Origin of the sequence: Mycobacterium triplex, from assembly GCF_000689255.1 — a bacterium.
GTDB classification, from domain to species: domain Bacteria; phylum Actinomycetota; class Actinomycetes; order Mycobacteriales; family Mycobacteriaceae; genus Mycobacterium; species Mycobacterium triplex.
This window is the reverse complement of the sequence record NZ_HG964447.1, coordinates 15,862-27,726: the sequence shown is the minus strand read 5'-3', so window position 1 is coordinate 27,726 and position 11,865 is coordinate 15,862. Positions and strand designations below refer to the sequence as shown.

Here is an 11,865-nt window from a genome sequence, read left to right as displayed (position 1 = left end):
GGTAGGAGACGTGGTGTGGCTGAGTTAGACGCCAATCCGGCTGATTTGGTGCGCTTCGCTGACGCCTATTCGCAGTTGGCGCACCGTGCGGCGCAGATTTCGCCGCAGGCCGCCGACGAGGTGCAGAAGGTGATCGACACCCACGGACCGATGGGCTATCCCACCGCGGTCGGGATCGCGGCCGGTCTGGCCAAGGCTGAAGGGCCGGTGCAGGCCAAGGTTGCTGATTTCAACACCTACGCCCAGCGGCTCACTGAGCACGCCGACACCTACACCCGGGTCGACGGCCAGGACGCACAGCGGTACAAGGCAGCGGACTTCTCCACCGATCTGCCCGGTACTGGGCAAGGCAAAGACTCCCCGGCCACGCCGTTGGACTCCAAGACGTGGAAGCCCGGCGACAAACGCCACATGCCTTACATCGCAGGCAAAGGCGGAAAGGGGCCGCCGAACACTGCCGATGCGCCGCCGTGGGTTGATATCTACGACAGGACCAAAGATCCTGATCAAGTTCCGCACAGTTTCGTGCGCTCCGATGAGATCCCCGGGGTGAAAGTCCTGCCGCCCAATCAATTAGGCCCGGCGCCGTTCTATGACGAACATGGCAACGAGATCCAATACGTTGAGCTGACCCCGAAGTCGGGGGTGTGGGTGCCGCAATCGGATTTCCCTGGCGCCAAGATGTATTCGCCGGGTGTTACGCCAAACCCTTTGCCGCCCTACGGGTATGACGAATGGCTGCCGGGCTCAGGGATCTATCTGTGGCATGGAGATATGGTTCCCGAGCCGTATAACCCGCATAGCATGCTGCCCGGGCAGACCACACCGCAATAACGCGCGCCCCTTCCAACCCTCCTGGGGGCGGGGAGGTTTTTGTCAGCTACGGCCCTGGGTGTGCGTTCGCCCAAAAGCACGCCCCAGTAGCGATTTTCGGGCGGCGGCCTCGGCGGCGGCACGAGTACGGCGTTGCGCGCGAAGGTCTCGGTCGAAGCGGCGGCGCAGGATGCGTTCTTCGCGCCAGCTGTGTTCGCTGTTGATCAGCCGGCTCATCTGAGTGTCGGTGAGGCTGGCAAGATCGCCGGCGCTATCGTGGGCGGCGATGACGATGTCGCCGCGCAGCAGGGGCACCTCGTGGGCGGTGAAGCGGGTGGTGGCCAGCAGCAACCCCGTCGCCTGACGGTTGACCCGCAGCCACGGGCTGTGACTGAACCAGAAATCGAGCACGCCGTCGCTACTGGTGAGCACTTGCAGTCGATCGCCGCGGACCAGGTCGGCGATGTCGGCCACACACCAAGGCTCGATCTTGTACAGCTCTTCGTTATGGCTGGCCAGAAGCGTAATCATGATCTTGGATCCTTCGCTACTTTCCTTCAGGTCGAACCTCGGACGGGGAGCGGTAGACAACAGATCGGCCGGAAAGAATTGCGGCGCAGACTAATCGCATTCGTCTAAATTCGGATGGTAACAACCCGAGCGGACACCGTCGGTCGATCAATGACCGATGGCTGCAGAGGCCCTATAAGGTACTCGTTTGCCCGGTGAGTTTTGGTGACGCGAGTGCGGGCCGGGCCGCCGCCAATGCCATGGCTCGATAGCCGGATACGACTGCGCGGTCTCCCGCTTTCCGCTTAGATCGGGTCCATGGATCTTGATCGGCTCCGTGACGGAGATGTCACAAGTCATCGCCGTATTGACGCTGATCTTGGGGTACTCGGGCGCCACCTCGTCGTCATCTCAGGGATAGCTTGTCCGAACTGGAAGATCAACGACGATAACCGCCATGCGGACAAGTGCGTTCTTCATCTGCGCGAGCGGGTCGACGACATAGAAGGCACGCCCGCGGTGTTCGTCGGATTGGCGAGCGTCGCCAATGGGGAATCGGAATACACCTTCGCCACCGACGCCGCGACCGTCGACGTGGACGACGCCGGCGAGCTTGTGCTCCATACTGACCTCGTCCTCATCGGTGAGTGGTCGGCGCTTTCCCGTTTCAGCTACCAGATCGTGCTGACCACACGCAAAGTGGTCGCGGAGATCTCAGGCACCATCTCGTGGCCGACACAGTGGTTCCGGCCGCCTACACCGGATCCCGCTGGCGTTTCGGGAATCTTCACCGTGGTGGCCAATAGGCGGGAGATTACCGAAAAAAATAGTGGCCCCGGGCAATTCGGTGAATTCACTGAGGTGCTCACACCGATTACGCCTGGGGAGATTGTTTCTGTGAGCATCGATGAAGAAACCACCCGGGCTGTATATCGAATCGTCGAACCTCCCAAGGGGCTCGAACTGAAAGTCACCGTGGCACAAGATGGCAGCCTCGGCGACGGTGTCCTATTCGATGCACCACATGGCGACCTCGTGACCCTCACCGTCGCCCAGCCGACGCGCTCCGACATCGACTTCACCGCTTCTTTGAAGAAGAAGCTGGGATGACTGCACCGCTTATCCCGCCAGAATCGCAGGTCCTGCGCATACCAGTCGCCGGCCCCTACCCGTATAACACTCTCGCGTACGTCCAGTATCTCGTGACGAGGGAAGATCTTGAGAGCCTTACGATTTCCATCGCGGCCGGCCAGATTGTGCGCGAGACTTTTCGTTCTCCCAGCCCACTCATACTGCACGGATTTGACTCGACAGACCAGCGCCAAAAGCGCGTAGAGCACTCCTCGACGGCAGTCTTGACGTCCCTGGCGGCCAGCGACGCCGAACCCTTCACCGCCGCAGTCGACAGCATTGGGATTGACGCGCAAGTTGATGACGAGAGCGGCCAGGTGTTCTTCACGTTCTCGCAGGCGAAGCGGTATGTCTACAGCAGCCCTTTTTTCGACAAGCAACTTAACTTCGCGATCCGGTTCAGCAGCTGGGTGCTGCTCTACGAGCCGCGCCCCGAGGGGCCCGACGAACGGGACAAAGCGCGCAACCTACACGCCCGTGTGCCCGTTGGGCCGCCCCCTGTGAAGCACTTTGGCGACGTCGGCGGGCAATGACATCGCCGTTATCGAATCAGCTGGCCGGCCGTAGGCTCGACCCTGCACAACTGTCCGTTGTGCCTAGCCAGAAGCGTGATCATGCTTCTCTTCTGCGTTGGTAGGTGTGACCCGAGCGCGCCGCGTCTACCCGAACGTATCGCCTGTTAGGCCGCTGTGCGCCATTGTGGGCCATCGAACGGCGAAGGCCCGCGGAGTACTCCATCCAGGCGCAGCAGGAGCCGCAAATGCGGGTTGGTCTCCGGAGGGTTTGCCTGCACGACGCTTAGACGCGCTTGGCCGCCGGAGATCACTGCGCTGACGTAGTCGATCAGGGGGTCGGGCACGTACCCCAAGTGCAGGTCGCGGTGAGTGATCCTGATGGCCGATGGGTTCACCGGGTTGTCGGGTACACGCTGTAGTCCCAGCACGGTGTCGCGTGTCAGCGCCGAAATTGCGCGGCTGGCCTCATCAGTGCAGTAACGGATGCCGTGCGCCAAGAACCGCGCCTCGGTGCGCCCCCTGGCCTGGTCAATCTGTGGTAGCGCAATGAGTTCGATCGTGTCGCCCTCTCGATATCCGCCCGAGGCGGTGAGAATCTCCCACGAATCAGCGTCTTCAGCCAGGTTCAGGCTCGCCAAGTACTGTGGCCTGTCGGCTCGCTTGGCGCCGATGACGCGCTCGGCGAACGCGGAAAACAGGTGGGCGCGACGATAGCGGCGGCCGACGTCGCTGAAGCCGATCAGCGGCACAAACGACGGATGCCGCACTGCCGCCTGCAAATACGCGAACTCGAAGGTTCCGTCGACGAGTTTGTCGAGGAAGCCTATTGCCCGATACGTGCCGTCAGGGTCGCGTCGGGTCACGATGAGCCGCGCCACCGTTGCGGGAGTCCGGATCCCGTTGGTGCGAATCAGAAGACCGCTATGCGCCATCGATCAGCCGCCTCCGATTCACTGCGAGAACTTCGGTAACAAACCTACGGGTTACCTCTGACATGTCGGGTATTGATTGCACGATATCTTCGCATGCATGGTCGCTGACCTGCGATATTTGCCGCATCCAGTGGGCGCGCGCCGGTGGGCTTGCCGCCTGAAGCGCATGCAACCCCAGCTCGACCAGTGTCAGCGGGCCTGAGTCAGGAAACCGAGAGGCTTTCCCGCGTCGGGACCATGTTTCGATGCCCTCCTCGAGCGCCCGCGCGTGCAGGGCTTCGCCGTACCCGCTGCCCAGGGCACTGCCGTGATCGAAGCTGTGGGCCAGGCGCATGACGCCGCTCGGCGCCTGGACCAGCGCCCAGTTGTAGGCGTGACGGTCGGTATTGACGATCCAGGCGTCCAACACGAGGTAGCCGACGAATACGTCGAACGCCGGCCACGCCTCGTACGGGGTTTCCGGTGGCCCGCTCAGCCCGGCGAGCGCCTGCGCGATCGCGTCCATGGTGTGTCCGTGGCCAGTGTCGGCGTCGAAGGCGTCGTCGAATTCCTCAAGCCGACTCGCTCCTGCGCTGAGCACCCACCCACTCGGCCGCACATCGCGGCTGATCGAGCCCCGGACCGGTCGGTGATCGCTGAGCTGCACCGACAGGGCCAATTCCGTTGTCGCGGCCGGCACCGTCATGAGGTGGGCCAGTTCGAATGAGATCTTCTCCGCCCAGTCGTCCCCTCGGACCAGCACGTCGGGCGTGTCTCCACGCTGTTGGCGCTGTGTGGAGAGCAACAACTCCTTGGTTCGGCGCGGCTTGAACAACCACTCTCGGCCCGCGTACGGGCTGCGTTCGGGGGGAATGAACCACCGCTTGCTTTCATCACCACCAGGTTCGCGTTCACCACGCACCCATCCCGCCCCGGCGAGGTCGACGACGGTAAATGCCACAACCCAGCGTAAACACCCATACGAGCGGGCAGGGTCAACAACGCCGGCGACAAGCACGGGGGTCTCCAACCGTGGGCCGCGGCTCAAATGAACCCCCGCGAGCGCTTTTAGCCGCGGTCCTTGTCGGTAATCGCCTGCAACGCAGAGTGATAACGGACGATCTGCATGCGCACCAGGTCGAGTTGCTGCAGTGTGGCCGCCAGCGTAGTGGTGGTGTTCCCGTAGGTCGCATAGCTCGTGGCGCCGAGGAGATCGACGCCAAGGGGCTCAGCCGGGTGGTCGCGGGCCTCGGTGATGTCGTTGCGGATCGCCTCGAGCTCGACCTCGACGCGCGCGATCAAATCCGCCGCGCGTTGCAGGTGTCGGTCGCGCTGCCGCAGCACGAGCTGTCGGCAGTGCTGCCAGGTGGGCACATTGGCCGCGGGCAGGTAGGCGTGTCCGCGGGCAGATCTCAGCGCTTGCGGCAGCAGCTCATCAGCGATCAGCAACTGCAGCGTGTCAGCGCTGATACCGCAGAGTTTCGCGGCCTCGGAGAGCTTGAGGCCTTGCGGCTCTTGAGGATTGGTCACTGGTCAGCGGCCTTTGCGTAGTACGTGCACCCGGGTTTTCGGGGCGATCAGCGGAGCACCTTTGGGGCCCTTGATGTAGTCGCCGATGTACTTGGGTTTGCGCCAGCTGTGGTTGGGGCCCCAGGCCTGCTGGCGCCAGTGGCCCGCGACGGGGAAGCGGTGGTTGTAGGTGCGGCCGGGCTCGGCGCCGGGTTCATAGGTGGCTGCTCGGGCACGCAGGTCGACGATCGTCACGGTTGAGGGTTCTCGCGGCGGTCGCTCTGGGGGCTGGTGATCATCTTCGATGTCAGCCGGTTGGGGCTCCGGGGGTCGAGGAGATCCGATGGTGCGGGTTTCGGCGACGTTGGCTTGGGCCATGAGTAACCAGGCCGCTCCTACGACGCTGACGAAGGGGTGCGCGCTTTCGGTGTTGTTGGCTTCCTCAGTACGCGGGACGTCGGGTTTGGCCATGATGGTTTGCGCTGCCCAGACCGGGGAGGTGGTGTCGGCGAGCCGTAACACCTCAGGGTTTTGGTCCTCGCGTGAGAACGGCACCAATTGGAGCAGGCCATCTGGTCTGCTCCACCACCACACGCCGTCCCAGGAGATGTCGATGATGGTGGCGACGTCTGGGGTGAGGCCTTGGGCGATGTAGGCCGGGTTGTTCAGCCCGGCCTCCACCGCGTCGGGTTTGAGTGTTCCCGAAGGGACGGTGCCCGCGGATTTCGCCCAGCACAGCATGCCGGTGGGAGCCGGTAACGCGGCTGCCGGTGTCCATTCCGGTAGGGATTGGGCAGCATCCAAAACGACGTCGACCATGTCGCGGGCGACCCAGTAGAGCTCCGCGGTGCGCAGGGCCTGGGCTTCGGCTCTGATGATGGGGGCGGTGTCGGCGAATCTCGCGATCAGACGTTGGATCCTTTTCGCCGTGGCGATGTCGTGCGCTGAGGCATCCGGCGGTGGTGGGACCTTGTACTGGTCGAATGAGATCTCCGCTGTGGCCTCGAGCGCGCTGCACCACTGCCGGCGGATGATCGGAACGCTCGTCGCCGCCCAGGGCGCGCCGCGCCGCCGGCTCATGGCAGCTCGGGGACTGAGTCGATGCGCCTGCTTTCCGCGGCGCTGACGATCAGGCACTTGATGTGGGCGAGCCGCATGCCAAATATTCTGCGACACCATCCGCCCCGGCCGGGCGGCACCTATCGACATTGTGTGGCACGGACGGCGAAGAGATCGCGCGCTCAGTCGCTCTGGCAGGCCGCAGCCGCGGCCGCGCGGTCTTTGACGGTGATCGGCAGCTGGTACTTGACGGTGACGGTGAGATAGCGGATGACGTAGGGGCATTTGTCGATCGCGGGTAGCCATTCGGACAGGGTGGAGTCGCCTTTGCTGCTGTTGGCTGAGCTGGATACCGCGACGAGTTCGGTCATGTCGTTGGCGAAGATCCGGCGCTGCTGCAAATCCCATTGGGCCGCACCTGCATTCCAGGAAGCCCGCAGCGGCACGATGTGATCGACCGCCACGTGTTTGAGGTCGACGATTTGCCCGGTGTAGGGATCGGGCTCTAGCCGGCCCGCGATGACCTTGCAGTTCCGCGTTCCCGGCTTGTATTCGATGTCGTGTAACGCGGTGTGCAGCAGGCGGTTGCGGGTGTCGCAGCCGGTGTGATCGAGGGGATCGTTCCAGGCGGGGCCGAACACGCAGCCGTGTCCTTTTCCGCATCCGCGGTCATACCCGGGTGCGGGGTTTATCTGGTCGACGATGCGTACCTGTGCGAGTAGGCCGGCCACGGAGCCAGTCGCCCGCGGCGGCGCCGCTGGGCCGGCTTGGCTGACACCGAGGTGGGCGCAGCCGACAGTGATCGCCGCGGCCGCAGCCACGGCCCACCGGCTGGCGCGGTGCCTTCGGGTTGTGGTCTCGGTGGCGTGCACGTTGCCGACCGTAACGCCGTCTCATGACAGGGCGATCAATTCGTCCGTCGGCACAGCGCGGTTGCCCCTTGGGGCGTCGAGCTGTTGCGTCGGTGATGTCGGTTCGGTCGTCGATAATGGGCTGGTGTCTGAGCCTTTGCACAGTAGTCGGCAGGCGCCGAAACTGCCTCCCGCGCGAATCCAAGATCTGACGATGTTGGTTCGAGTTCCTGGCCGGCCCGAGGCGATCCGCGCGTTCACTGATGCCGAGCACGCTCTCGCCGAGCACTATGCCTCCCAAGAAGGGGGCGTGATTACCACGCTCGGGAGTGACTGACACTGCTATACGCGGCGGACGCCACGATGGGTGAGCATGAAAGAGGTGGGCGGTGGATCGATTTCAGCCGCGCGGTGTTCGAGTTCGCGTGCGTTCTGGCTGCCACGAAGTCCGACGGCTGGCCGGATGATCCGTGGGAATTCTGGGAGAAGCCGTGGCATTGGGACAACGCGCATGCGCTGTGGGAAAGGCTCGGCAAGCCGCGGCGGCCCCACCCGAGGTGGGCCCGTTTCGTTCACGCGGTGGACACCCATGGCGAGGTTGCGGCACTTGCTGAGCTGGAGGAGTCCGGCGCGCTCACTCCGCTGTGGTGGGAGAACGACAGTGAGTGGTCGGCCTTCGCGGCTGCTTTTGCAGCGGCGGGTCACCGCTACGTCGCCGCGGCGCCGTTCCTGGGCGAGGGCGACACCGGCCTGGTGTTTCGCTGGGTCTTCGACGAACCACATAGAGCCTGGGTGGAGCTCGGCCGGCCCCGGCCACATGCGCGTGGCTGGGCCGAATTCGTGATCGGGTGGAGGTTCGTTGAGCCGACATCTCGAAATGACTGACGGGAGGTGGCGCCGGTACGATCGACGCGAGCGGTTCTTCCGAGGCGGCGATGACGCCCCGCGGAGCGCTCGGCGATGGCTATCTTGTAATGGCGCTCGAAAGCTCCCCTTCAGCATCAACTTTCGTGAGGATTGCTGTGCGCGACGAATTGTTTTCCGGCTTCAGCGAAACCGGGTGGGATGAGGCACCCTGGGATGCCGAACCCAGGTTCACTGCCGACGAGCTGCAGATTCTGCTCAATCCGACGCTATCGGCCGCGGAGGCCGCCGAGCGCGTCGGCTGCGTGGTGCGCGACGTTCTTCGGCTGCGCCGAACAGCCTAAAAGCAACAGGCTGACACCCGTGACTTTCAGCGCTGTTCTGAATCCCTGTGTGGCAGTGAGTCGCTTGCGCCTGATGCTGCGCGCATGAGGACGTCGGTGGCAACGACGAGGTCACCGCGTTGTTCGACGAGGCCGTTGCGGCGCAGCTGGCCGAGGTAGGTCGAAAAGGTGCCGCCACTGACGCTCACATCGGCTGCCTGGGCGATCTGATCTCTGGTCAACCCGTTCGGGTAGGCGTCGATGGCTGCTTGGAGCATTCGCGCCGCTCCGGCGCGCAGGATGCCGAGGTAGTGCTGCTGGAGCTCTTGGGCGGTCATGGGTTTGGGCCGGTGGCCGACGTATTGCCAGCCGGCCTCGGTCAAGGTGAACCCGGTGGCGTTTTCATCGATGAGTCCTGCGCGGCGCAGTTGTCCGAGGTAGGTCGACCAGGTGCCGCCGGTGTGCTTCATTCGCGCGACCGTGGCCCACTGGGATTTGGTGAGTCGCAGCGGGGCCATTCGAGCCAGCGCGGTGATCATGCGGTGCGCTCCGGAGCGAAACCGCAACGGCGCGTCACTGTTTGGTTCGGCCGGTTGGCCGAGGGTGGTGGGGGAGCATGGGTCGCCGTTGTGCTGTGCGGTGGCAGCGTTGGTGGGGCGTGGTTGGCTCGGGTGCTTGGGCTCGGCAGGCCGTGTCGAGGATGTGGTCTCGTGCGCTGGTGCGGTAGGCGGTGCCGGCGCGGTGGTGAGGGTGTGCAGTGCCGAGTTGATCAGTTCGGCCGCTGATCGCAGTGACTTGACGACGTGGGGGTCTTCGTGACGTCGTGTCTGAAGGTCGGTCAGTTGTGCGCGCAGTGTGGCGATTTCACTCTCGCGCTGCTCGAGGAGCTGCGCGGCGGCGGACGCCTGCTGGGTCGCCTGGTCTGCGCGTGCGCTGGCGGCGGCGAGTTGGCTGCGCAGGGACTGTATTTCGGCGTGAAGAGTGTGTGGGTCGTTGTGGTGGGCGCGTTCTCGTGTTGCGGCGATCTCTGCGCCGAGTTTGTCGAGGTCGATGTCGGCGCGTTTCTTCGGGACCACCCGTGTTTGTCCTGGCTTGGGTGTGGCGTGCGAATCGAAGGTGCTGAACATCGGAAACGTTGTGCGCTTGAGGATTCGGAGGAACCCGGGGCTCCACACCCATCCTTCGCCTACGGCCAGTGATGGCAGGGATGCTATGACTTGGCGGGCGGTGGTGTCGTCGTGGTCGGCGTTGACGTTGATCCAGTCTTGGACGGCTTTGATCGAGCGGGGTCCGGTCATGCGGAGCAGGATCACCGTCTCCATCAGTTCCAGTACGGATTTTGCGGTTTCTTGTGCGCGCTGACTGACCACTGTGAGGCCCAGGCCGCGGTGGCGGCCGCGTTTGGCGAGGTCTTCCATTGCACCCAAAAGTCGCGCGGTGTCGGCTGATACGCGCTGGGGGATGAGGACGTCGGCTTCTTCGATCACCACGTGGAGGGGGTCGCGGTTGCGGTGGTAGAGCCGTTCGGCGAATGCGGTGGCAAATGTGCGTGCTTGTGCCTTGCTCATGTGTGATAGGTCCAGCACGGCGGGGATCCGGTCGTCGACGATGAGGTCTGCGAGTAACTGGCCGGCGGTTGGTTCCAGGGGTACGTCGTGGTGGTCTCCGCCGAAGATGACGAAGGGCAGGCCTGGGCCCTTGCCGTCGGCGCTGGAGCGGATGCCCCACCAGTCGCCTTTGACGTCGAGTACGACCACTGGCAGGCCGGCGGTGTGCATGAGTTCGACGAGTCGGTGTGTGACGGCGGATTTTCCGCCGCCGCGGTTGGCTAGTACCGCGACACCGGCGGTCACGATTTCAGGTGGCAGCTGGACGCCAGGCGCGAGGTCGATTGCGCCTGGTCTTGTGGTGTCGGCCTGGGTGCTCATGCTGGCCTCATGGGGCGACGATAGCGCCGTAGAGCGACGTTGCGGCTTTTTACCTGACGCGGGTGGTGGCGGCTGCGACGAAGGCTGTGCAGGCGGCGGGGTCTTTGCGGCCGGTCGCGGATTTGAGGCGGCTGTTGGCGTCGACGCCGAATGGGTGGACGGTGTCGATGGCTTGGCCGACGTTGTCTGCGGCCAGGCCGCCGGCGAGGATGACCGGCAGCGGGTGGAGGCGTTCGACGATGCGACGGCTGGTGGTCCAGTCGTGCGTGAGGCCGGTGCCGCCCAAACGGGTTTCGGTGCGGCTATCGAGCAGGAGCGCGTGGGCGGCGGTGGCTGCTTCGTCGGCTTCGTCGATGCTCTGCGAGCCGGTGATGTGCACGGTGCGAATAATGCGGCGGTGTGCGCGGTGGCGCCAGAGTTCGCGCGCGGCAGTGGCGGTCAGCTCGCCGTGGACTTGGATGGTGTCGACGCCGAGGAGGTCTGCCACTTCGCAGATGCGGGAGGCCTCCGTGAGGTGGGTGACCAGCACCGTGGAAACGAACACCGGGGTGGCCGCGGCGAGGTGTTGGGCTTGTTCGATGTCGAGTTCATCTTCGCTGAGGTGTGTGGTGCCAACGATCAGTCCTATTGCGTCGGCGCCGGCGGTGACCGCGGCCGCCAGGTCGTCAGTGGTGCCGATGCCGCAAATCTTCACGCGCACAGCAGGATTCATGGCGGCGGGTAGTTAGTCGCGTTGGGCGCGTATGTAGAGGAAGAACGGTTGGGTGTTCAGTGCGTGGAGCAGCTCGGCGTCGATGTCAGCGGTGGGCTGGATCTGTGGTTCTTCGACGGTGTCGATGCTGAAGCCTGCGCGTCGGAGTTCACCGAAGATGCTCGATAGGGGCCGGCGGTATGACTGGGCTGTCACCTCGAGGCCACCCCAGTTCCACACCTCGCTGACCAGCTGCGTGCGGTGGTAATCCGCGCGATCTGACAACAGCCATCCGGTGATGGGGTGGTGCATGGAGAAGACCAGCGTTCCGCCGGGCTTGAGGCAGCGGTGAAGCTCTCGCATCAGCGGAGCCCAGTCTTGGATGTAGTGCAGGACTAGCGAGGCCACGACGACGTCCACGCTGGCGGGTGGGGCGATGTCGGTGGGCTGGTCGAGGTCGACGAGTTCGAACTGGGCCGCAGTGCCGAGCCGTTGACGGGCGAGCTCGATCATTTGCGGCTCGGCGTCAACGGCGAGGACCTCGGCGGCTCGTTGGACCAGATGGGTGGTCAGGCCGCCGGCGGCGCATCCCAGTTCGAGAACGTGTTTTCCGCTCAAATCGCCGGCCAGTTCAAGGATGGTGGGCCGGTCGTATTGGTTGTTGACCGGATTCTTCACCGACCAGGCGGCGTAGGCGCTGGCGTGGTCTTTGAACAGCGAGGTGGCGGTCATTGGCTTCATCGTAAGCACCGCGGGCACC

At 64.3% G+C, this 11,865-nt stretch carries 14 protein-coding genes; 5 read left to right on the top strand and 9 right to left on the bottom strand.

What is annotated here, in order from left to right:
- Nucleotides 1-15 precede the first annotated feature (15 nt).
- Entirely contained in the window at nt 16-834 is an 819-nt protein-coding gene (locus BN973_RS30150; protein WP_051641669.1) for a type VII secretion target, read from the top strand.
- A gap of 42 nt (nt 835-876) precedes the next feature.
- Here the strand turns inward: BN973_RS30150 and BN973_RS27580 are convergent, their stop codons facing one another.
- On the bottom strand, nt 877-1,344 hold the full coding sequence (locus tag BN973_RS27580; protein ID WP_051641668.1) for a hypothetical protein: 468 nt from the start codon (nt 1,342-1,344) through the stop codon (nt 877-879).
- Nucleotides 1,345-1,641: 297 nt separating this feature from the next.
- Between BN973_RS27580 and BN973_RS27575 the strand changes: the two genes are divergently transcribed.
- Together BN973_RS27575 and BN973_RS27570 are read left to right on the top strand one after the other, a co-directional pair.
- Nucleotides 1,642-2,433 (top strand): hypothetical protein, encoded by a 792-nt coding sequence (locus BN973_RS27575; RefSeq protein ID WP_139813871.1) that lies wholly within the window; start codon nt 1,642-1,644, stop codon nt 2,431-2,433.
- A complete protein-coding gene (locus BN973_RS27570) occupies nt 2,430-2,987 on the top strand; it encodes a hypothetical protein (protein ID WP_036473380.1) in 558 nt (185 codons plus the stop codon). The genes BN973_RS27575 and BN973_RS27570 overlap by 4 nt, the downstream gene beginning before the upstream one ends.
- Nucleotides 2,988-3,133: 146 nt before the next feature.
- Here the strand turns inward: BN973_RS27570 and BN973_RS27565 are convergent, their stop codons facing one another.
- The 5 genes from BN973_RS27565 to BN973_RS27545 form a co-directional block, all read right to left on the bottom strand.
- Nucleotides 3,134-3,901 (bottom strand): hypothetical protein, encoded by a 768-nt coding sequence (locus tag BN973_RS27565; RefSeq protein WP_051641667.1) that lies wholly within the window; start codon nt 3,899-3,901, stop codon nt 3,134-3,136.
- The gene (locus BN973_RS27560; protein ID WP_051641666.1) at nt 3,891-4,898 is read right to left on the bottom strand and encodes a HipA domain-containing protein; all 1,008 of its coding nucleotides are present in this window, start codon (nt 4,896-4,898) and stop codon (nt 3,891-3,893) included. Before BN973_RS27560 ends, BN973_RS27565 begins: the two co-directional genes overlap by 11 nt.
- 50 nt (nt 4,899-4,948) lie before the next feature.
- Nucleotides 4,949-5,410, bottom strand: coding sequence for a MerR family transcriptional regulator (locus BN973_RS27555; RefSeq protein ID WP_036473376.1), 462 nt, complete (start codon nt 5,408-5,410; stop codon nt 4,949-4,951).
- A 3-nt stretch (nt 5,411-5,413) separates the two neighbouring features.
- On the bottom strand, nt 5,414-6,469 hold the full coding sequence (locus BN973_RS27550) for a hypothetical protein (RefSeq protein WP_036473372.1): 1,056 nt from the start codon (nt 6,467-6,469) through the stop codon (nt 5,414-5,416).
- A gap of 161 nt (nt 6,470-6,630) precedes the next feature.
- Complete coding sequence (locus tag BN973_RS27545) at nt 6,631-7,320, bottom strand: HNH endonuclease family protein (protein ID WP_051641665.1); 690 nt, start codon at nt 7,318-7,320, stop codon at nt 6,631-6,633.
- Between the two features lie 342 nt (nt 7,321-7,662).
- On the opposite strand from BN973_RS27545, the gene BN973_RS27540 reads away from it, so the two are divergent.
- A complete protein-coding gene (locus BN973_RS27540) occupies nt 7,663-8,184 on the top strand; it encodes a hypothetical protein (RefSeq protein ID WP_084954308.1) in 522 nt (173 codons plus the stop codon).
- 137 nt (nt 8,185-8,321) lie between these two features.
- A complete protein-coding gene (locus BN973_RS27535; RefSeq protein WP_036473362.1) occupies nt 8,322-8,507 on the top strand; it encodes a hypothetical protein in 186 nt (61 codons plus the stop codon).
- A 26-nt stretch (nt 8,508-8,533) separates the two neighbouring features.
- Here BN973_RS27535 and BN973_RS30145 read toward each other — a convergent pair whose 3' ends face one another.
- The 3 genes from BN973_RS30145 to BN973_RS27520 are packed head-to-tail and all read right to left on the bottom strand — an operon-like array spanning nt 8,534 to nt 11,837.
- The gene (locus BN973_RS30145) at nt 8,534-10,414 is read right to left on the bottom strand and encodes an ATP-binding protein (protein WP_051641664.1); all 1,881 of its coding nucleotides are present in this window, start codon (nt 10,412-10,414) and stop codon (nt 8,534-8,536) included.
- Between the two features lie 49 nt (nt 10,415-10,463).
- On the bottom strand, nt 10,464-11,114 hold the full coding sequence (locus tag BN973_RS27525) for a phosphoribosylanthranilate isomerase (RefSeq protein ID WP_051641663.1): 651 nt from the start codon (nt 11,112-11,114) through the stop codon (nt 10,464-10,466).
- A gap of 24 nt (nt 11,115-11,138) precedes the next feature.
- The gene (locus tag BN973_RS27520) at nt 11,139-11,837 is read right to left on the bottom strand and encodes a class I SAM-dependent methyltransferase (RefSeq protein ID WP_176234870.1); all 699 of its coding nucleotides are present in this window, start codon (nt 11,835-11,837) and stop codon (nt 11,139-11,141) included.
- Nucleotides 11,838-11,865: the final 28 nt, after the last annotated feature.

Excerpts from the sequence above, each read along its gene's own strand:
- BN973_RS27580 (WP_051641668.1), bottom strand. The coding sequence starts at position 1,344 with ATGATTACGCTTCTGGCCAGCCATAACGAAGAGCTGTACAAGATCGAG.
- BN973_RS27575 (WP_139813871.1), top strand. The coding sequence starts at position 1,642 with ATGGATCTTGATCGGCTCCGTGACGGAGATGTCACAAGTCATCGCCGT.
- BN973_RS27570 (WP_036473380.1), top strand. The coding sequence starts at position 2,430 with ATGACTGCACCGCTTATCCCGCCAGAATCGCAGGTCCTGCGCATACCA.
- BN973_RS27565 (WP_051641667.1), bottom strand. The coding sequence starts at position 3,901 with ATGGCGCATAGCGGTCTTCTGATTCGCACCAACGGGATCCGGACTCCC.
- BN973_RS27550 (WP_036473372.1), bottom strand. The coding sequence starts at position 6,469 with ATGAGCCGGCGGCGCGGCGCGCCCTGGGCGGCGACGAGCGTTCCGATC.
- BN973_RS27540 (WP_084954308.1), top strand. The coding sequence starts at position 7,663 with ATGGGTGAGCATGAAAGAGGTGGGCGGTGGATCGATTTCAGCCGCGCG.
- BN973_RS30145 (WP_051641664.1), bottom strand. The coding sequence starts at position 10,414 with ATGAGCACCCAGGCCGACACCACAAGACCAGGCGCAATCGACCTCGCG.
- BN973_RS27520 (WP_176234870.1), bottom strand. The coding sequence starts at position 11,837 with ATGACCGCCACCTCGCTGTTCAAAGACCACGCCAGCGCCTACGCCGCC.